Genomic DNA, 20692 nt, shown 5'->3' with positions numbered 1-20692 from the left:
CTAGCTTTCCAGCAAGAACGTTACCGGGCCATCGTTGATTAGCGCTACCTGCATATCGGCGCCAAATTCTCCGGTAGCAACATGCGGCCAGGCAGTTTTCGCTTGGCTAACCAGCAAGTCAAACAGCTCTTCGCCTTTGGCTGGTGGCGCAGCGCTGGAGAAACTGGGGCGCAGCCCTTTGTGGGTATCTGCCGCCAGGGTGAACTGGGAAACGAGCAGCAAACCGCCGTTCACCTGCTGAAGGTTGCGATTCATTTTGCCCTCGGCGTCGCTGAAGACCCGGTAGTGGAGCAGTTTATGCAGCAGCTTTTCTACACCAGCGGCGTTATCATGCTTCTCCACGCCCACCAGCGCCAGCAGCCCGTGATCAATACTGCCAATCACCTCGCCTTCCMCCTCTACGCTAGCGCGCCTCACACGCTGAATTAGTGCCTTCACTCAGCCTCTCCCGAACTAACAAACGGTCATTGTAACCACCGTCTGTTAATTTTTCCTGAGTTAACTTCCCCCTAATAGCGCATCGCGAAAATCTTCACCCAGCGGCCGCTCGCCTAGCCAAATGCCGAACATGGCGCTGGCCAGATCTGCGTTACCACCCTCAAATAGCGTGTCGCCGTTGAGTGCCAGGCGCAGTGTGTCACCGTCCCAACTCAGCACATAGCGATCCTGCGGCTCGACATCCTGATAGCTTTGATTAAAGGCGTTAATGTCTGCTTCCAACTGGGAAAACTCGTAGGCGGTAAGACTCTTTTGCAGCGTTTCTGTGGTGGCTTCAGCGAAGTCGGGGGCGTCGAKGGCATGAAAATAAGCGAGCTCCAGGCGCCGTGGTACGTCGCCCAACGGTTGCGGCTGGGTTTCTCCCTCAAGCTGATAATAGGCGCCGGCGTAGGCCGTCCAGATCATGTAACGAAACACGCCGCTCCCAATAAGGCGATAGCGTTGGCCGTGCTCCTCGACTGTGCGCTCAAATGCTTCGCCTTTTTCGGTCACGCTGCTGGCCATCACCCAAGGCATGAGCAATAGGCCAGCTAACAGCAATGACAACTGGACGGTGCGCCTAGCACCCAATAAGCATGTGTACATAGAACCTCCTTATGGCAGATATCTATACATACCGATACGCCAAATAAAGGTTCCGTACAATATTTATTATTATCAGCACAGCACTTTTTCTAATAGCACTCGCTTACCAGGCTCGACAGAGCATCAGATCGCAGTGAGGTTCACATAGCAGCATCTCGGTTAGCTGGCTGGTGTGATGGGGTTGTCCACGGCTGCCGATCATCACCAGATCAGGCGAGTGGCGCTTCAGATACGCCTGCAGTACGTCGCAGGGCGCGCCTTGCTCTAGCACTAATTCAACATCGGGAACGCCTTCAAGCTCTCCCATCAGGCTATCAATTTCGTTATTCAACTGCTCGCGCAGCCGCAGCACCTCATGCTCCCGCCAGTGGGCGTAATAGGCCTGCGATCCCAATTCGCGTTCGCCGGGCAGTGTCCAGGCGTGTAGTAGGGTGAGCGTGGCTTCGGGAAAGCGAATCAGCGCCTCTTTCAGGGTGTGTCGCGCCGTCAGCGAAAAATCGATAGGTACCAGGATGTGCTGCCAGGGCTGAGTGGGCTGGKGAGAAGAGACCACCACCGGGCAAGGCGCACTGCGTAGCACACGCATGACGGTGGTACCCGCCAGCAGGTCTTTTTGCCCACGCTTGCGATGCATGCCCAGCACAATCAGCTCGGCGTTGCGCTCGTGGGCTTCGCGGACAATTTCAACGTGAGGTGAGCCTGTCACGGTCTGAATCAGCGTTTTAGGCGCCTCTAGGGCGTAGTCTTCGCGTAGATCCGTCAACATGGTGGTGATGTCTTCTACCACCGCGCTTTCGACATCACGCAGAACACGCCGCGGCAGGTAAGCATCCAACACGTGCAGTATGTCCAGCTGAACACCTCGGGCGTAGGCCAAGCGTAACGCCCGGGCAAACGCAGCGCGATTGTCAGCAGAAAGATCGGTGGCAAACAAGATCGTACGAGGCATGGCGAAACGCTCCTCGGCTGAGCAGCCCAGCCTTACAAGCCGTTAAGCAAACACTCCTTAGCATGGTGTGCAATGCGCTTTCTCGCAAGCGACCGATGACCAAAATCGATTAAAGCACTACACCCAATCACCACCAGGCGTGAAAATGGTGCACCGGGCCGCGCCCTTTACCCACGTTTAAGCGCACGCTCGCCTCCAGCGCTGCATGCAGCCACTGCTTGGCATCGCTGATGGCGGCTACCGGGGCATCCGTGTCGGCATTTACGGGTAGCTTCGCTAGGCAGGCGGCAATCGCCGAAGAGAGCGCACAGCCGGTACCGTGCAAATTGTCGGTATCGATACGCGAGGCGGGCAACCACTCATGGCCATTGGGGGTTGCCAGCAAATCCGGGCAGGTCGCCCCACGCAAATGGCCGCCTTTCAACACCACATAGGGAGCGCCCAACTGCGTTAAGCCCGGCAGCATCGCCTCCATGGCGTCTAAACTGGTGGGCGACGGCATGTCGAGCAGCACCGCGGCTTCCGGCAGATTAGGGGTAATCACATCGGCCAGCGGCACGAGAATATCGCGTACGGCGCGAATGCCGTCATCGTCAACCAGAATATCGCCGCTCTTAGCGACCATCACAGGGTCGAGCACAATCCAGCGTGGCCTGCGCTGGCGCAGCACGTCGGCGATCACCTCAGCAACCTCGCGGCTGGCCACCATGCCAATTTTGACCGCCTCTATCGCTACATCATCCAGCAGGTGTTCCAGCTGCTCGCGAATAGCCTGGGGAGCGACAGGATACACCGAGGCCACCCCGCAGGTGTTTTGGGCAATCACCGCGGTAATCACGTTGGTGCCAAAAACGCCAAGGGCTGAGAAGGTTTTCAAATCGCCCTGCAGACCAGCACCGCCAGAAGGGTCGGAACCTGCGATGGTAAGCACATTGCGAAGACGGGGATGGGTAGACATGGGGCTCCTTCACGGCAAAATCGGCAACAAACGCTACTGTGTGCCTAGGATACCCAAGCTGAGCGCCTTATGCTGCTGAAAACGTACACACCAGACACACAAAAGCCGCCCGCAGGCGGCCATTGCGTTCGTGTGCGTCAAGCATGACAAACTATTGAGCAGTGTCACCTTCCGGGTTGCGGGCGTTGTAGTACGCCTGCTCGGAGATGGCGTGGTAATCCTCGACTTTTTCCTGGAACGCTTGATAGGAGTCATAGATACGCGTGGCTAATTCGCTCGATTCCGCCAACTCGGCGACTACATCCTGGGAGTGCTCACGGGCCTGGGCCAGTACGTCGTCGGGGATGCGGCGTAGCTCAACATCGTGCTCGTTGACCAGAGTTTCCAACGCATCGTTGTTACGTGCGGTGTACTCATCCAGTACGCTCTGGTTAATGTCGCTAATAGCAGTACGCAGGATCGCCTGCAGATCCGCGGGCAGCTCTGCGAAGGCTTCTTCGTTAACGATCGCCTCGAACATGACCGTCGGTTCGTGCCAGCCAGGATAGTAGTAATAATCAGCGGCTTGATGCAGGCCGAATGCTAGGTCATTATAGGGGCCAATCCACTCGGTTGCGTCAATCGCGCCCGATTGCAGCGAGGTAAAGATCTCACCGCCGGGCATATTCACAATGGCGACACCCATGCGGCTCATTACTTCGCCGCCCAGGCCCGGCATGCGCATTTTCAGGCCGTTCAGATCGTCAACGGAGTTGATCTCTTTGTTGTACCAACCGCCCATCTGCACGCCTGAGGCACCGGCGACCATTACGTCAACGCCGAAGTCATCGTAAAGCTCGTTCCACAGCTCCATACCGCCGCCATAGCTTAGCCAGGCATTCATCTCTTGAGCATTCATCCCAAACGGCACGGCGGCGAAGAACTGTGCAGCGGGGGCTTTGCCCTTCCAGTAGTAGGAGGCAGAGTGGCCGAGTTCAGCGGTGCCATCGGAAACGGCGTCAAATACCTCAAACCCTGGTACCAATTGGCCAGCCCCAAAGACCTCAATGGTGAGGCGGCCATCTGACATTTCATCGACCAACTGCGACAGGCGCTCGGGGCCTTGGCCAACCCCTGGGAAATTCTTCGGCCAGGAGGTCACCATTTTCCAACGGAACTCCTCCTCTTGAGCCTGGGCGTGGTTATCAAAGCTTGATACCACCAGCAAACTGGCGGAGAGAGCGGTCACCATAGCGATGGCAACGGGGAGTGTCTTGGCTTTCATACCATAATCCTCTTACTTTCTATTATTACTATTATTGAGTAGGGAATACTCCGCCTAGCGTAGAACACTAGGCGGTTTGCTGCAGGCCATGAATGGCTCTTGACTGCTTTTTAGTTAGGTTGCCACTTCTTAACGTTGATAGCAGCGATGTTTTTCAACTAACCCTTTATTAGCCAAACTGCGCGGGCAGCCATGTGGCCAACTGTGGGAAAAACGTCAGCATGAGCAACATACCCAGCTGCATCAGGATAAACGGAATAACCCCACGGTAAATCGCCGACGTGGACACAGAAGGCGGCGCCACACCGCGCAAGTAGAACAGCGCGAAGCCAAACGGTGGCGTTAAGAACGAGGTTTGTAGGTTGATCGCGATCATAATGCCCAGCCAAATCGGGTCGAGCCCCATGGCGAGCAGAATCGGGCCGACAATCGGCACCACCACAAAGGTGATTTCGATAAAGTCGAGAATAAAGCCGAGCAGGAAAATCACCAGCATGACAATGAGCGTCGCGCCAACCACGCCGCCGGGCATACCCTCGAACAGTTCGGTGACCATATGTTCGCCGCCATAAGCACGAAACACCAGCGAAAACAGCGCCGCGCCAATCAGGATCAAAAACACCATGGTGGTCACGTGCGTGGTCGAGCGCAGCACGTCTTTCAGCGTCTTCATGTCGAGCTGACGATAAGCCAGCGCCAACACCAGAGCACCGAAGGCACCTACCGCAGAGGCCTCTGTGGGCGTGGCAAAACCGCTTAAGATTGAGCCTAATACCGCTACAATCAACACCACAGGGGGCACGAGCCCTTTGAGCAGCAGCATGCCAATCCCTGAGGTATGGCCAAGCTCGGCCATTAACTCTTCACGGTCGGCAGCAGGCGCCATATGCGGGCGCAACCACGCCACCAAGGCGACGTAAATCATATACATCACTACCAGCAGCAAGCCAGGCACTAGCGCGCCCATAAACAGGTCGCCCACGGAAACCGTTTTAGGGCTAAAAATGCCCATATCCAGCTGCGCTTGCTGATACGCCGATGACAGCACGTCACCCAGCAGTACCAGGGCAATGGAAGGGGGAATGATTTGGCCTAGGGTGCCGGTAGCGCAAATGGTGCCGGTGGCCAACGATGTGCTATAGCCACGCTTGAGCATCGTCGGCAGCGACATCAGCCCCATGGTGACCACGGTGGCCCCCACAATACCGGTTGAGGCCGCCATCAACATACCCACCAGCGTCACCGAAATACCCAACCCACCGCGCATAGCGCCAAACAGCAGGGCCATGGCGTCCAGCAGCGTCTCAGCCACTTTGGATTTTTCCAGCAACACGCCCATCAACACAAACAGCGGTACCGCCAACAGCGTTTGGTTGGTCATTATGCCGTAGAGCCGATTGGGCAAGGCGGCGAGATAGCCACTATCAAAGTTGGCGTCGATACCGATGGCTTCCAGACCCAGCCCCATTCCAGCAAACAGCAGCGCCGTGCCCGCCAGCGAGAGCGCCACGGGAAAGCCGAACATCAACACAATACAGATAACGGCAAATAAAATAATCGGCATAAATTCCAGCATCAAACACGCTCCTCAAGATGATTGCCACCGGCAGCAGAAGGCACTATCCGCCCGGCCATCACGTAGCCATTGCGCACAAGCTCAATCACGCCTTGCACGATCATCAGCACGGCAAACAGCGGTATTAAGGTTTTCAGTGCATAGACGGCCGGAATACCGCCGTAATCAGGGGAGGTTTCCAGAATACGCCAGGAGTTGACAACGTAGCCCAGGCTGGAAGCAATGATAAAGAGCATCACTGGAATCAATAGCGTGATAATACCCACCACATTGATTAACGCTTGGCGGCGCGGGGTCATGCCTCGGTAGAAGATATCCACCCGCACATGGCCGTCGTGGCGAAAGGTATAGGCGGCCGCCAGCATAAACACGCTGGCGTGCATATACATCACGAGCTCTTGCATAAAAATGCTGTTCACACTGAAGGCATAACGAAGCAGTACAATCGCGAACTGAATCAACATCATAATGATGATCAGCCACGCAAGGGTACGCCCGAACCACTCTGAAGCGCGGTCCAGCGCACCTATAAAGGCGGGTAGTTGTGTTGTATCCGACATGGAAGTGTCTCGCGTAAAACGGCTAAGGGGGAATCAGCGCCCCAGACAATAGCGCATATACGCGGACAATGCAGCGCCCTCTCACGGCAAGACAAGCTAATTCTTAAACGCTTGAACGAATAGCCGCCAAACAGGCTTCTGGGAGGGGTAGATCAACGGCGATGGGCAGGTGATCCGAAAACAGGTGGTCTAACACCCGCACTTCGGCGACCTCCAATGATTGCGACAACAGGATATGATCCAGTGCATGGCGCGGCTGCCAGGAGGGGTAGCTGAGTAGGGGTTTAACCGGATGCAGCGGTAGCGACGCACTGAAACGCTCATGGGCATGCAACTGGTCAGGGGTGCAGTTGAGATCCCCCATGACCACCACATGGCGCAGCGGCTGAATAATCTCGCTTAAATAGTTGAGCTGACGCACCCGACCACGATGACTAAGCGCTAAATGGGCAACAAATATATGCAGCGCATCCGGCCCTTCACCAAAGCGTGCGTGAATCGCGCCGCGGCCTGGCATGGCACCTGGCAGACGGTGCTCTTCTACTTGGCTAGGCACCAAACGCGAGAGCAAACCGTTACTGTGTTGAGCAATACGCCCCAGATTGCGGTTGAGCTGCTGAACGTGGTGGGGAAATCCCGCTTTGGCAGCGAGATACTCCACTTGGTTGACGCGGCTTGAGCGAAAACTGCCMCCATCGACCTCTTGCAGCCCCACCACGTCAAACTGGCTTAGCACTTCACCCATTACATCCAGCCGCTTCTGGCGACGTGGGTGAGGCAGTAGGTGCTGCCAGCTACGAGTGAGGTAGTGATGGTACGCCGAGGTCTGGATGCCAACCTGCAAATTAAAGGTTAGCAAACGCAGATGCCCATCTTCCAACAACCTCGTGCAAGTGCCGCTTAACGCTGCCTCATCACGCTCTCTGGCTTCGCGTAACACGATTATTCTGCGCGCTCTTCACGCACCTGCTCAACCAACGCTTCAGCGATTTTCGGCATGTTTTCAAGGCTACCCGCTGAGCTCGGCGTCACCAGAAAACGACCATCAATCACCAGGGCAGGCACACCCATTAACTTCATTTTGCGCATACGGTTATTGGCATCATTCACTTCGCTGCGCACACTAAAGTCAGTCAGCGCTTGCTTAGCTTCTTCTTCGCTGACGCCGTAGTTGGCAAAGAAAGCTGCAATCTCATCGGGCTCTGTGAGCGACTGATTTTCCTGATGGATGGCGTTAAAGAAGTCAGCGTGTAACTCCTCTTCGATGCCCAGCGACTCAGCTGCATAGAATGCTGTAGCGTGGGTATTCCAATCCCCGCCCATGGTGGCAGGCATTTTGACGACACTAACGTCATCGTCCAGGGTCTCGTACCACTCGTTAATCGGCGTTTGCAGGCGGTAGCAGTGCGGGCAGCCAAACCAAAATATTTCTGTGACTTCAATTTGCCCGTCGTCAACCTGTGTTTCTACTGGCGATTCAAGCACCTCATAGTGCTGACCTTCCACCACTTCCTGGGCACTCACTGCCGCAGAAAGCCCCAAACCGGCCAGTGCGACCATTACCGTTTTAAACATCGCTCGCGTTTTAGACATTGTAAAAGCTTCTCCATGGGTAAGCGAAAAGTGAGACCGTGGATACATTAGCGGGTTCCCTCAGCTAGCAAACGTTGCCAAGAACGTTKCCTAGTGAGAACCCGCAAACGGCATAAGGAAGTATTTAGGCTGTCTATGTGTGGTTTTAAACGCTAGGGGTTAAAATGTTAGTTCAAGCCCAACACTTAGTTTAAACCCAACACATAGTTAGCCACTGCTTCCATATCGTTGTCGCTCATTTTTGAAGCGATGTCGCCCATAATGTTGTTGGGGCTGTTATTACGCTCGCCTGCCGCGAAATCCTGCAGCGTTGAAACCGTGTACTCGGCGTGCTGACCAGAAAGGCCCGGGTATACGGCGCTACCGATACCAACGCCCGTTGGCGTGTGGCAGGCAGCACAGGCGGGGATGCCTTTAGACATATCGCCAGCGCGGTACAGCTCTTCACCGCGAGCCAGTAATTCAGCKTCTTCGTCGCTGGTTTGCCCCAGGTTGGCGTCCTGGCGGGCAAAGTGGGCCGCCACATCCCAGGCGTCTTGGTCAGAATAGTCATCCACCTGGCCAGCCATTTGAGCAACCACCCGGTTGCCGTCGCGGATATCCATAATCTGTTTCGCCAGATAGGACATCTGCTGGCCCGCTAGGTTAGGAAAAGCGCCCGATGGACTAATGCCCTGCTGCCCATGGCAGGCGGCGCAGGTTTGGGCCATTTCCTGGCCAGCGGATGCGTCTGCATCGGCTTGGTAGTCCGTTTGAGCGTGGGCGGTGCCAACGGCGCCCATGGTAATTGCTAGGCTTGCCAGTAACTTTCTCATTGCTATTCCACTATGCCGTTTTATGTTTGACTGGTACGCACCCTGGGCGCTTCCCAGGTTTCACAAGTTACCAGGGTTAGCTCCGCCAATACCAACAACGTATCTCAATGGTACACTAGCGCCCCAGGTCGCAGATATAAACCGCTTGCATTATAACGAATCACCCCAGCGGCGGGAATGCAAGTGCTGGACTGCTTTAGGGGTAATTCGTCGCGGTACTGCTCTCAATTCTCTATCATGAGTCGCTATCATGCGCTCTACTTTACCTGATGGTGAGGCGATAAAGAGGTGATAGTGCGCAGAGTAGGCCGTTTTTTATGTTCGTTTTTCAGGATCAACTCCATGACTACCCCCCATGATAGCCCAGTCCCTCGGCTGAACTACCCGACGGCAAGTTTTCTTATCAGCGCCCCTACCCTGGCCCTGTGCCCGGATGATACCGGCGCAGAAGTAGCCTTTGCCGGTCGCTCGAACGCGGGCAAATCAAGTGCTATCAACGCCTTAACGCAACAAAATGCGTTAGCGCGCACCTCGCGCACGCCAGGGCGCACCCAACTGATCAACTTTTTCAGCGTTATGAACGACGAGGCGCGGCGTTTGGTCGACCTGCCGGGCTACGGCTACGCCAAGGTACCTGAGGCGGTCAAACTAGAGTGGCAAAAGCACCTTGCCGAGTACCTGCGCAATCGTTTTAGTCTGCGCGGCTTAGTACTGCTAATGGACGTGCGCCACCCGCTCACCGAGTTCGACCAAATGATGCTCGACTATGCCGACCAGCGCGGAATGCCGGTGCATATTTTGCTCACCAAAGCCGACAAGCTGAAAAAAGGGCCTGCCAGCGCGGCGTTGCAAACAGTACGCTCGCGGTTAAAGGAGTGGGAAGATCTGGTCTCCGTTCAGCTGTTCTCTTCACTCAAGCGCGACGGTGTCGATACGCTGTCACAGAAGCTCAATCAGTGGCTGTATACACCGCCTGAATAAAGCAGTTCTAACTTCTCTAGCACCCTGGGCAGCTCTTTAATATGCGCGATGCGGTGCACCCGCTGTGGTAGCGCATGATCCTCCGTCGCGGAAACCCATACCGCGTGCATGCCCAACTGCTGGGCGGGCAACACGTCCYCCTGCCAAGAGTCACCCACGTGCATGGCGCATTCAGGGGCCACGTTTAAGCGCGAGAGCGCGGTGAGAAACGGCGTGGGGTCCGGCTTGGGCGCCAGCAACTCCCCCGCGGCAATGGCCACTGGAAAGTAGCTGGCCAGCGGCTGACGTTGAAGATGAATATTGCCGTTGGTGATCGCCGCCAACTGATAGCGCTCCGCCAAGGCAGCCAGCAAACCGGCCGCTTCCGGGTGGGGGGTTACCTGCACGCGCAGACGGTGAAACTCATTCATCGCCGCTGCCGCCCACATCATCGCTGCACTGCGGGGCAGGCCTTCGGCTTCTAGCTGCGCCTCCAGGGCACGCAAACGCAGCCAGGTGAAGTCACCGCGCCGTTCTGGCACTTGTTTGGCTAACTGTTGGCGACGCTGAAGGTAATCTAGCCCGCCGCCCTCGTAGGACAACCCAAAGGTAGGCTCCTGGCGTGCCGCTCGCCATGCTTCAAGGGCTTCTAACAGCCAGCGATAGTGCCCCTCTTCGGTACGCGCCATCACCCCGTGGTTATCCCAAAGCGTGTCATCCAAATCAAAGGTAATCGCCTTCAGCATCGTCATGGTGTGCTCCTGGGGCTTTTCGTACGGTCGTCGGGGCTTCGCTTGGCCCGGGGGTGCGCGGCATCGTAGCTGGTGGCCAGATGCTGCCAGTCAAGCCGGGTGTAGATTTGCGTGGTCGACAGATTGGCGTGCCCCAGCAACTCCTGCACGGCGCGCAGATCCTGGCTTGATTCCAACAGGTGGCTGGCAAAGGAGTGGCGTAAACGGTGGGGATGCAAATGTTCAGGCAGGCCCCGGGCAAGCGACAGCTGGGCTAAGCGCTTTTGGATGGCGCGATGGCCCAAGCGCGTACCACGCTGCCCTACAAATAGCGCCTGCTCATTAATGGGTGCGAGCGCGGAGCGACACCCCAGCCACTCGGCCAGCGCTTGCTGGGCACGGCGCCCTACCGGCACCTGACGCGGCTTGCCGCCTTTGCCGATCACCCTTACCCGGCTGTTTTGTAAATCGCCCAAATCAAGCGCCGCCAGCTCCGCCAAGCGCAAGCCGCTGGAGTAAAACAGTTCAAGAATCGCCTGATCCCGCACGCCCAGGGGTGAACCGTCATGGGGAGTATCAAGAAAGCGCGCCAGGGCGTCGACATCCACCGGGCGCGGCAGGTGGCTGGGCTGCTTGGGGGTGCGCAGTAAACCCACCGGGTTATCCACCAGCACACCCTGCTTGACCAAGTAATCGGCAAAGCGTGAGAGGGCCGCCCGACGCCTGGCCAAGCTTCTAGGCGCCAAGCCACGGCTGCGCTCCGAGCCCAAAAACGCCCGCAGGAGCGCGGTATCTAACGCCGCCGGATCCGTCACCTCGCGGCGCTGGGTAAAGGCACAGAGCGCCGCCAAATCATGCCGGTAAGCCTCAACGGTGGCCGGGCTTGCGTGGCTCGCCAAGGCGCTCAAAAATGCCTCAACGCGCTGGGCTAAGGSCGATTCCGCCAAGAAGGGTTCAGCCATGATCGCCCAGGCGCACCAGCAAGCGCGCGACGATATCACCCAAGTACTCGGTAAATAGCGTATCCATACTGGCCCGGTAAGCGTCAGGGCTGGGGCTGGCTAGCAGCAAATAGCCTAAGGGGTCGCCCGCCGAGAGGCGCGAAATAGCGCAGGAGCCCGCTTTGCGGGGCGCTTTGACATGGGGTAGCAGGCACTTCCAGTCGCTGACGCTAAGTTTCACGCAGCGGCTGGTGCGGCCATCTAACAGCGCCGACAGCCGTGTGCTGGCGTACTGATCCAGCACATGCCGGGGCGGCTGGGGCGGCGTCGGCTCACTATCGCTTAACGTGGCCGGACACCACAGCGCCATGGCAGGGGTTTCAAAGCGTTCGCTCAACTGGGTGGCCAATGCTTGCGCCAGCGCATCGCGGTCTTGCGCTTCCACCAGCGCGATTAGCGTTTCGCGCAGCCGGCGGTACTGGGACTCGTTATGGCGGGCGGTCTCCAGCAGGTGCTCCAGGCGGCCTTCAGCGGTTTCAGCGCGCTTGCGCAGGTCTAGCACCAAGCGCTCGAGCAATGACACCGCCCCGTCGATATGCGGGTGGGGCACCTGCAGTTGCTGGAGCAGTCCTTCGCGGCCGACGAAAAAATCGGGATGACGCGCCAGCCAGAACGCCACTTGATCAGGATCGAGCGTTTTGCGGGGTTCGGGGGCTTGAGACATCGCCGTTCTCCTCGAATTAATTGAGTGCTACGCGGCCATCAAAAACGCGCGTAGCCGGTCCCACCATCGTTAGCGCCCCTTCAGGGTCAGGCCATTCAATGCTGAGCTCGCCACCAGGCAAATGGACTTTTACCGGGCTTTTCAGCAGTCCTTGGCGAATGCCGCTGGCCACCGCGGCGCAGGCACCGGTACCGCAAGCCAGCGTTTCGCCGCTACCACGTTCATACACGCGCAAGCGAATTTCACTGGGCGAGAGTACCTGCATAAAGCCCACGTTAACACGCTTGGGAAAGCGCGGGTGCGCCTCTACTAATGGCCCGAGGCGTTCGACCGGGGCATCATCCACATTGTCGACCTGAATCACCGCATGAGGGTTGCCCATGGAGACCACACCGATCTGCAGCGTTTCGTCGCCCACGGCTAGCTGATGCAGAGGTTGATCCCCAGGCGCATCGAACGGCAGCACCACAGGGCTAAACCGCGGGCGGCCCATATCCACCCGCACCATACCATCGTGCTGAACGGTGAGTACCAAAGGGCCACCGGCGGTTTCCACATGAATTTCATGCTTATGGGTTAGCCGCTGATCACGCACGAAGCGGGCAAAACAGCGCGCGCCGTTGCCGCAGTTTTCCACTTCACTGCCGTCGGCATTGTAAATGCGGTAGCGAAAATCCATCTCGGGATCGCGAGGCGGTTCGACAACCAACAGCTGATCAAAGCCAATACCGAAACGCCGGTCAGCCAGCGCGCGGATTTGTGCTTCGTCCAGCCGGGCGCGCTGAGTAACCAGGTCCACCATGACAAAGTCGTTGCCCAGGCCATGCATTTTGGTGAAGTGTAACAGCATCAGCTCCCTCCTTCGGGCAGCAGCGCTTCACCCGCCCATAGGCTAGCAACGGTTTCCCGCGCGCGCACCACGTGGCAGCTGTCGCCATCGACCATTAACTCGGCGGCACGCGGGCGGCTGTTGTAGTTTGACGCCATAACAAAACCGTAGGCACCTGCCGAGCGCACCGCCAGAAGATCGCCTTCGGCAATCGCCAGTTCGCGCTCTTTACCCAGAAAGTCGCCGGTTTCACAAACCGGACCGACCACATCGTAGAAGGCGCTATCCCGAACTTGGCGAGTATCCACCGGCACAATCGCCTGCCAGGCTTGGTACAGCGCAGGGCGAATCAAGTCGTTCATGGCCGCATCGACAATGGCAAAGTTCTTGGTCTCGCCGGGCTTGAGAAACTCTACCCGAGTAAGCATGACGCCCGCATTGGCAGCGATCGAACGGCCCGGTTCAAACAGCAGCGTAAGCGCTTCGCCACCCTCCCAGCGGGAAAGCCGCGCCAGCAGCTGGCTAGCGTAATCAAACGGCTGTGGCGGCTTTTCATCGCGGTAAGGCACGCCCAAACCGCCACCTAAATCGAGGTGCTCGATTTCGATACCGCGCTCACGCAGCCGCTCCATAAGCATCAACAAGCGGTCTAACGCATCCAAAAACGGTGCCGTTTCGGTGAGCTGCGAACCAATGTGGCAATCAAGCCCTTTCACCTGCACATTTGGCAGGCTTGCGGCCAGTTCGTAAACCGCCAGCGCTTCATCCMCCGGGATGCCGAACTTGTTGTCCTTCAAGCCGGTGGAGATATACGGGTGGGTGCCCGCGTCCACATCCGGATTGACCCGCAACGAGACCGGGGCCATTTTGCCCAGCTCACCGGCAACGCGATTCAAACGCTCAAGCTCGGGGCGCGACTCAACGTTAAAGCACTTAATACCCACGTCCAGCGCGCGGGCCATTTCATGGGGCTGCTTGGCAACCCCGGAAAACACTACCTTGGCCGGATCGCCGCCCGCTTTAAGCACCCGCTCAAGCTCGCCGATGGAGACAATATCGAACCCGGCGCCAAGCGTGGCCAACAGGCCCAGCACGGCCAGATTGGAGTTGGCCTTCACCGCGTAACAAATCAGGTGCGGGTGGCCACCCAGCGCTTCAGTATAGGCGCGAAAGTGGCGCTCAAAGGTGGCTTTTGAGTAGACGTAGCAGGGCGTGCCGTACTCGTCGGCAATCCGTGACAGCGGCACGTCTTCGGCGTATAGCACGCCATCCCGGTAGTTAAAATAATCCATGGTGCTCTCCCCTTCTCCTGGGCCTGCAGCTATCTATTCAGACGCCTGGGCAGATTGCTCGTCAGCGGGCGCATCTTCCGGCAGATAAAGCGGCCCTTTTTGCCCACAGCCAACAACCGCAGTTAACAGCAGCGCCGAAAGGGCCATGATTGCCAGCGTTTTCATGCGCCCGCCTTGAGCGCACTCAGCGCCTCGCGCGCTCGCTGGGCGGCTGCCCGCACCTGATTCGGCGCGGTACCACCAATGTGATTACGGGCAGCGACCGAGCCTTCCAGGGTTAACACCTCGAACACATCCTGCTCAATGGTATCGGAGAACTGTTTGAGCTCATCCAGGCTCATCTCGGACAGGTCTTTTTCGGTTTTAAGGCCATAGGCCACCGACTGCCCGACGATTTCGTGGGCATCGCGGAAAGCCACGCCTTTGCGCACCAGGTAGTCGGCCAAGTCCGTCGCGGTGGAGAAACCACGCCGCGCCGCTTCATACATGCTGGCTTTTTTGGGCTCAATAGCGGGCACCATATCGGCGAAGGCTTTTAGGCAGTCGCGCACGGTATCCACTGCATCGAACAGCGGCTCTTTATCTTCCTGATTGTCTTTGTTGTAGGCCAACGGCTGCGACTTCATCAGCGTTAACAACGACATCAGGTGGCCATAAACACGACCGGTTTTGCCGCGCACCAGTTCCGGTACGTCGGGGTTTTTCTTCTGCGGCATGATGGATGAGCCGGTGCAGAAGCGGTCGGGCAGATCGATAAAGTTGAACTGGGCGCTGGTCCACAGCACCAGCTCTTCGCTCATACGCGACAGGTGCATCAACAGGATGCTGGCAAAGCTGGTGAATTCGATGGCGAAGTCACGATCGGAGACCGCGTCCAGGGAGTTCTCCGTGGGGCGGTCAAAGCCTAACAGTTCTGCGGTCACGTGGCGGTCGATGGGATAGGTAGTGCCGGCCAGGGCGGCGGCGCCCAGCGGCATGACGTTGACGCGCTTGCGGCAGTCCAACAGGCGCTCGTGGTCGCGAGCCAACATCTCTTGCCAAGCTAGAATATGGTGGCCAAAGGTGACCGGCTGGGCAGTTTGCAGGTGGGTAAAACCGGGCATAATCGTCTCGGCTTCMCGGTCAGCCAGTTCGATCATGCCTTCACGCAGGCGCTTCAATTCCACTTCGATAACGTCGATTTCATCGCGCATAAACAGACGGATATCGGTGGCTACCTGATCGTTACGCGAACGCCCGGTGTGGAGTTTTTTACCGGTAATGCCGATCTTTTCGGTCAGCCGCGCTTCGATGTTCATGTGCACATCTTCCAGCGGCACCGACCAGTTAAATTCGCCGCGCTCGATTTCGCCCTGAATCTCGTTCAGACCGTTAATAATCGCATCACGTTCGTCATCGGTCAGCACGCCCACTCTGGCCAGCATAGTGGCGTGGGCGATGGAGCCCCGGATGTCCTGGGGGGCCAGGCGCTGGTCGAAATTAACAGACGCGGTGAAGCGTGCAACAAAGGCATCGGTGGGCTCGCTAAAGCGACCGCCCCAAGACTGATTCGTGGCTTGGCTCATCGAAGATATATCCTGCTGACAAAACAATGGAGTCGTTAGCAGAAAGTGTACCAGAGTCGCCCCGGTCAGCGGCACGCCGTTTTTATTTATGCGCGGGCTAAGAGCACGACGTTATGACGGCAGGCGGTTTGTGCAAAAATTCACGCAGGGCGTCGAGGGGCATGGGGCGGGCAAAGTAGTAGCCCTGGAAATAGTCACAGCCGCGCTGCTGAAGGTAGTTAAACTGCTCGGCTTCTTCTACGCCCTCGACCAGCACCTCCAGCCCCATTTTGCCTGCCATGGCGACCACGCCGTCGATAATGGCAGCGTCGCGGCGGTCGGAGATTACGTCGCGCACAAAGGAGCGGTCAATCTTGATGCGATTAATCGGCAGGCGCTTTAAGTAGCTCAAACTAGAAAAGCCGGTGCCAAAGTCGTCTAGTGCAATCAGAACTCCCAGCGCTCGCAAACTCTTTAACGCCTGGATCGCTTGCTCGGCGCTGTCCATCAGAACACTCTCGGTCAGTTCCAGCTCTAACAGCGAGGACGTTAGGCCACTGCTAGTCAGCACCTGCTCAATTGAGGCTAAAAAACCAGGGCGTTGAAACTGCATAGGCGAGATATTGACCGCCATGGTGATTTCACCCAATCCCAGTCCATTGAGCTGCTGAGCATCGCGACAGGCGGTGGCCAACACCCACTCGCTGATGGGAATGATCTGGCCAGTATCCTCGGCAAGGCTAATAAAATCACACGGCGGGATATTACCACGCTCAGGATGCTGCCAGCGGATCAGCGCTTCGACCCCCACCACGCGCCCACTTGGCGCGTGGATTTGCGGCTGGTAATGAAGCGCGAACTGCTGCTGCTCAATGGCTTGCTGTAGAGCGCTGCGTAAGCTGACCCGTTCGCTAACCTTGCGATTCAAGTCTTCGGTATACCAATGGTAGGTATTCCGCCCCCTCCGTTTGGCCTTGTACATCGCCAAATCGGCCTGCTGGATAAGCTGGCGAGGGTTTTTCATGCTGCCATCGTTGATGGCAATGCCGATACTGGCGGTGATGCGCAGTTCGCTGCCACGATACCAGTAAGGTGGCGAAAGCCCCTGGAGAACCCGCTCGACCACCTGTATCACATCATCTTGGTGGGCCAGGTCCGGCAGTAGCACGACGAATTCGTCGCTGCCAAATCGCGCAACGGTATCCCAGGGGCGCAGTTCATTTTCCAGCCGCTTGGCAACCTCGACCAGAATAAAATCACCCACCTCATGGCCAAGCGTATCGTTGATCGGTTTGAAATCGTCCAAATCAATAAACAGCACGGCTATGTAGCGCTGGTAGCGGCGCGCCACCACGCACCCTTGCTCTAAACGTTGACCTAGCAGCAGGCGATTGGGCAATCCCGTAAGGGCGTCATGGTGGGCGTTATGGGCGAGCTGGGCCTGATATTCGCGCTGTTCAGAGATATCGTTCTGGACGCCAATAAAGTGGGTCACGTGGCCGCTCTCATCGAGAACAGGTGAAATATACAGGTCGTTCCAAAAAACCGTGCCATCACGCCGATAGTTGCGGATAACCACGTGCACTTCGCGCTGTTCGACAACCCCCACTTTTAGCTGCTTGATAGTCGCGGGATCTGTCTCTTCMCCCTGCAGAAAACGACAGTTGCGCCCCAGTGCCTGGCTACGCGAATAGCCGGTAATTCGCTCAAAAGCGGCATTGACATACACAATAGGCCAATCAGCACGCTGCGCATCGACAATGATGACGCCATTGGTGCTTGACTCAACGCTACGCTCCAGCAGTTTTAGCTGATGCTCGGTCGCTTTGCGCTCGTTAATATCGCGGAAATAGACCGCTAGCCCTTCGGGCGAAGGGTAGACGTGCACTTCAAGCCAACTATTGAGCCGGGGATTGAATGCTTCAAAATGTACCGCTATCTGTTCGCTCGCGGCGCGCTGATACTCTTTTTCAAAGCGGCTACCCACGGCATCAGGAAAGCTCTGCCAAATATGCTGGCCTAGCAATTCACCCTCGCGGCGCCTCAAAATACGCTCAGCCTCGCGATTAACGTAGCTAAAACGCCAATCGTTATCCAGGGTAAAAAAACTGTCGGTAATGCTATCAAGGGTCATGGTAAGCCGGTGCGCAAGCTGAGTGAGGTTTTCGCGCAGCTGCTTTTGTTCGGTAATATCCTGCGACGCTCCCTGCACCTGAATGATGCGGCCCTCGTCATCGCGTACCGCTTTGCCAATCGCCCGCACCCAAAGATGCTTACCTTGGCGGGTAATCACCTCATACTCACTATCAAAACTTACGCCGTGTTCACAGCAGGCATTGAATGCCGCCAGCAGGCGTTCCTGCGACTCAGGCGCATAGAAAGCGAACGCCTCGTCAACGCTGGGTTGAAACCCAGCTGGCATACCGTGGATATGGMTGAGTTCATCCGACCAAATGGGCTTGCCATCCGCCATGTCGACATACCAACCACCAATCAGCGCAGTTTCACCGGCAATTTTGAATAGCCGTTGGTTGCGCAGCAACTGCTCATCGGCTGCCTTACGGCGCGTAATCACCCGGGCGATTACGTAAATCACCCCCTCGCCAAATGAAGCAGTCACTTCTAGCCAGTGCTGTTTGCCGGTTACTGAAACGGCGCGCACCTCGAAGGGAGCGATCTTTTGGCCTTGATTCAGTCGCTGTAACGCCCCCTCGATGACGGGATGATCAAGGGGATCCACAACGACGCCACAGGCGCGACCAATTAATTTTTCGGGCGAGTACCCCAGCAGCGTCTCGAAGGCTGGATTGACTTGCAGTAGCGTGCCTTCAAAGTCGATACAGCAGAACAGGTCCCGTGAGAGCAGGAAAAACTGGTCAAGCTGGCCGTGGGGTAACACTAAAGACATAAGATTTCCTAGGGAACGAATAAAACACGTTACGTGAGCATAATTAGTTCCGTTATTTTTACTGTGGCGTTCGGTGCTTTATGATGACACTTATCATAGCTTGACTCGCCGTGTCTGCGGTATAGGGAGAATAACGTGCTATCAATCACCAAACTGCGCATTGCCACGCGTAAAAGCCAATTGGCCATGTGGCAGGCTGAGTACGTTCGCGACCGCTTAATGGCGGCCCACGACGGCCTTGAGGTCGAGCTTGTGGCGCTGTCTACCAAGGGCGACAAAATTCTCGATACGCCGCTGTCGAAAATTGGCGGCAAAGGCCTGTTCGTAAAAGAGCTGGAAGACGCCATGCTGGATGGTCGCGCCGATATTGCCGTTCACTCGATGAAGGATGTGCCGATGCACTTCCCTGAAGGGTTGGGCCTTTCGGTCATTTTAGAGGGCGCTGACCCCACCGATGCGTTTGTGTCTAACCACTACTCTAGCATTGATGAGCTTCCCGAAGGGGCGCGTATTGGCACCGCCAGCCTACGCCGCGGGCTGCAGATGCGTGAAGCCCGCCCCGACCTACAGATTCTTAATCTGCGCGGCAACGTACAAACCCGGCTAGGCAAATTAGATGCAGGCGAATTCGACGCCATCATCCTGGCGACCTCAGGCCTTAAGCGTTTAGGCTTGGATGAGCGGATTGCCCAGGCACTGCCGCCGGAAGTGTGCTTGCCCGCCTGCGGCCAAGGTGCTCTAGGCATTGAGTGCCGCCTGCATGATCCCGAGCTGATTGCCTTGCTAGCCCCGCTTGACGACGCAGACACCGCAACCCGAGTACGCGCCGAACGGGCCATGAATACCCGTTTAGAAGGCGGCTGCCAAGTGCCCATTGCAGGCCACGCGGTGCTGGACACCGCCAATGAAACCCTGTGGCTACGCGGCTTGGTTGGCAACCCTGAAGGCACTGAAGTGCTGCGTGCTGAAGGCAGCGGMTCGATGCATGAGCCCGAAGCGCTGGGAATTCGCATTGCTGAAGAACTGCTCGACCAGGGCGCTGGCGATATTCTGGCTGAGGTTTACGGCCGCGCCATATGAGCCAACCGGTACTGATCTGTCGCCCCGGCGRGCGCGGAGAGGCGCTCGCCGCTGCGCTACGCGAACGGGGCGAGAGCGTTGAATCGCTGAACGTGATGCAACTTGAAGCCTTGCCAGAGGATCCCGCGATGCGGCAAATCTGGCTGGATATTGATCAGTACCACAAGATAATCGTCATCAGCCCCTTTGCCGCCACTTGTTTAAGCGAGGCGCTGGATCGCTTCTGGCCGCAACTGCCCATTGGCATTGATTACTACAGCGTTGGCAGTGCCACCGCGGCGACGCTTTATGATCAGTTGGGGGTACGCGTGCATGTCCCTTCGCCCAGCGCAGGCGAAGATACCAGTGAAGCGCTGCTTGCGCTTGCCTCGCTACAGCAGTTAAAGCACCAGCGCATTCTACTGGTGGCGGGGGAAGGTGGCCGCCCACTGCTTGCAGATACGCTTGCCGAGCGGGGGGCAACGGTGACCCGTGTTGCCGTCTATCGACGCATGTTTCACCCACTTACACCCGCCCTGCAAGCGCGCCTTTCTTCAGCTAATTATCGGGCGTTGATCGTCACCAGCAGCGAACTGCTGGAACATCTGGCAAAATGGTGTAATCAGGCGGCCTTGAACCAACCGCTAATCGTTTCCAGTCGCCGTTTGGCTACACTGGCTGGCATACTAGGTTTTTGTGACCTCAAGGTGGCGTCCGGAGCAACGCCAGCTGCGTTGATAGCGGCGTTGGAGACCTGCGACCCACAGGGTGCCGATGTCGATCAAGGAACTTACTAAGGGCTAGCGACAGATGAGCAAACAAGTAAACGATCAGGATGACGTACAACCGACGTCCGCCGATGCCTCCCAAGGCGTCTCTAAAACGACCGACAAAGCAGCTTCCACG

General features: G+C 57.2%; 21 protein-coding genes. 3 read left to right on the top strand and 18 right to left on the bottom strand.

The window, feature by feature from the left end; genetic code table 11:
• The 10 genes from dtd to HALO_RS00725 all read right to left on the bottom strand — a co-directional run bounded on the left by dtd (position 1) and on the right by HALO_RS00725 (position 8798).
• Positions 1–438 carry a D-aminoacyl-tRNA deacylase gene (gene dtd / locus HALO_RS00770; protein ID WP_050712838.1) on the bottom strand — a complete coding sequence of 146 codons (438 nt, stop codon included), beginning with the start codon at positions 436–438 and terminating at the stop codon, positions 1–3.
• 60 nt (positions 439–498) lie between these two features.
• Positions 499–1083 carry a chalcone isomerase family protein gene (locus HALO_RS00765; protein ID WP_050712837.1) on the bottom strand — a complete coding sequence of 195 codons (585 nt, stop codon included), beginning with the start codon at positions 1081–1083 and terminating at the stop codon, positions 499–501.
• A gap of 103 nt (positions 1084–1186) precedes the next feature.
• A complete protein-coding gene (locus tag HALO_RS00760; RefSeq protein WP_050712836.1) occupies positions 1187–2032 on the bottom strand; it encodes a universal stress protein in 846 nt (281 codons plus the stop codon).
• Between the two features lie 127 nt (positions 2033–2159).
• Complete coding sequence (gene thiD / locus HALO_RS00755; RefSeq protein WP_035582031.1) at positions 2160–2990, bottom strand: bifunctional hydroxymethylpyrimidine kinase/phosphomethylpyrimidine kinase; 831 nt, start codon at positions 2988–2990, stop codon at positions 2160–2162.
• Between the two features lie 151 nt (positions 2991–3141).
• The gene (locus HALO_RS00750; RefSeq protein WP_035582033.1) at positions 3142–4254 is read right to left on the bottom strand and encodes a TRAP transporter substrate-binding protein; all 1113 of its coding nucleotides are present in this window, start codon (positions 4252–4254) and stop codon (positions 3142–3144) included.
• 169 nt (positions 4255–4423) lie between these two features.
• The gene (locus HALO_RS00745; protein ID WP_035582035.1) at positions 4424–5830 is read right to left on the bottom strand and encodes a TRAP transporter large permease; all 1407 of its coding nucleotides are present in this window, start codon (positions 5828–5830) and stop codon (positions 4424–4426) included.
• Entirely contained in the window at positions 5830–6390 is a 561-nt protein-coding gene (locus tag HALO_RS00740) for a TRAP transporter small permease subunit (protein ID WP_035582037.1), read from the bottom strand. The genes HALO_RS00745 and HALO_RS00740 overlap by 1 nt, the downstream gene beginning before the upstream one ends.
• A 103-nt stretch (positions 6391–6493) precedes the next feature.
• On the bottom strand, positions 6494–7330 hold the full coding sequence (locus tag HALO_RS00735; RefSeq protein ID WP_035582039.1) for an endonuclease/exonuclease/phosphatase family protein: 837 nt from the start codon (positions 7328–7330) through the stop codon (positions 6494–6496).
• 2 nt (positions 7331–7332) lie between these two features.
• Positions 7333–7965, bottom strand: coding sequence for a thiol:disulfide interchange protein DsbA/DsbL (locus tag HALO_RS00730; RefSeq protein ID WP_035583663.1), 633 nt, complete (start codon positions 7963–7965; stop codon positions 7333–7335).
• Between the two features lie 203 nt (positions 7966–8168).
• Positions 8169–8798, bottom strand: a complete 630-nt coding sequence (locus HALO_RS00725; protein ID WP_050712835.1) for a c-type cytochrome — start codon at positions 8796–8798, stop codon at positions 8169–8171.
• A 342-nt stretch (positions 8799–9140) separates the two neighbouring features.
• Here HALO_RS00725 and yihA point away from each other — a divergent pair, with 342 nt between their 5' ends.
• On the top strand, positions 9141–9779 hold the full coding sequence (gene yihA / locus HALO_RS00720) for a ribosome biogenesis GTP-binding protein YihA/YsxC (protein WP_035582043.1): 639 nt from the start codon (positions 9141–9143) through the stop codon (positions 9777–9779).
• On the opposite strand, the gene HALO_RS00715 is transcribed toward yihA, so the two are convergent.
• From HALO_RS00715 to HALO_RS00685, 8 genes are all read right to left on the bottom strand, one after another.
• Positions 9752–10510: an HAD family hydrolase gene (locus HALO_RS00715; RefSeq protein ID WP_050712834.1), complete on the bottom strand. Its 759-nt coding sequence runs from the start codon at positions 10508–10510 to the stop codon at positions 9752–9754. The genes yihA and HALO_RS00715 overlap by 28 nt on opposite strands.
• Positions 10507–11451, bottom strand: a complete 945-nt coding sequence (locus HALO_RS00710; RefSeq protein ID WP_050712833.1) for a tyrosine recombinase XerC — start codon at positions 11449–11451, stop codon at positions 10507–10509. Before HALO_RS00710 ends, HALO_RS00715 begins: the two co-directional genes overlap by 4 nt.
• Entirely contained in the window at positions 11444–12154 is a 711-nt protein-coding gene (locus HALO_RS00705; RefSeq protein ID WP_035582051.1) for a DUF484 family protein, read from the bottom strand. Before HALO_RS00705 ends, HALO_RS00710 begins: the two co-directional genes overlap by 8 nt.
• Before the next feature lie 16 nt (positions 12155–12170).
• Entirely contained in the window at positions 12171–13004 is an 834-nt protein-coding gene (dapF, locus tag HALO_RS00700; RefSeq protein ID WP_035582054.1) for a diaminopimelate epimerase, read from the bottom strand.
• Positions 13004–14275 (bottom strand): diaminopimelate decarboxylase, encoded by a 1272-nt coding sequence (gene lysA / locus HALO_RS00695; protein WP_050712832.1) that lies wholly within the window; start codon positions 14273–14275, stop codon positions 13004–13006. Before lysA ends, dapF begins: the two co-directional genes overlap by 1 nt.
• 33 nt (positions 14276–14308) lie before the next feature.
• Positions 14309–14440 carry an LPS translocon maturation chaperone LptM gene (lptM, locus tag HALO_RS23420; protein WP_022521220.1) on the bottom strand — a complete coding sequence of 44 codons (132 nt, stop codon included), beginning with the start codon at positions 14438–14440 and terminating at the stop codon, positions 14309–14311.
• Entirely contained in the window at positions 14437–15840 is a 1404-nt protein-coding gene (gene argH / locus HALO_RS00690) for an argininosuccinate lyase (RefSeq protein ID WP_035582057.1), read from the bottom strand. The genes lptM and argH overlap by 4 nt, the downstream gene beginning before the upstream one ends.
• A 97-nt stretch (positions 15841–15937) precedes the next feature.
• The gene (locus HALO_RS00685; RefSeq protein WP_050712831.1) at positions 15938–18727 is read right to left on the bottom strand and encodes a bifunctional diguanylate cyclase/phosphodiesterase; all 2790 of its coding nucleotides are present in this window, start codon (positions 18725–18727) and stop codon (positions 15938–15940) included.
• Positions 18728–18862: 135 nt separating this feature from the next.
• Between HALO_RS00685 and hemC the strand changes: the two genes are divergently transcribed.
• Positions 18863–19807 (top strand): hydroxymethylbilane synthase, encoded by a 945-nt coding sequence (gene hemC / locus HALO_RS00680; protein WP_035582060.1) that lies wholly within the window; start codon positions 18863–18865, stop codon positions 19805–19807.
• Positions 19804–20583, top strand: a complete 780-nt coding sequence (locus HALO_RS00675) for a uroporphyrinogen-III synthase (RefSeq protein ID WP_050712830.1) — start codon at positions 19804–19806, stop codon at positions 20581–20583. The genes hemC and HALO_RS00675 overlap by 4 nt, the downstream gene beginning before the upstream one ends.
• Positions 20584–20692: the final 109 nt, after the last annotated feature.

The organism is Halomonas sp. R57-5, assembly GCF_900070345.1.
Lineage (GTDB): Bacteria > Pseudomonadota > Gammaproteobacteria > Pseudomonadales > Halomonadaceae > Vreelandella > Vreelandella ventosae_B.
Note: the sequence above shows the minus strand (reverse complement) of the source record. Positions and strands in the feature narration are given on the sequence as shown.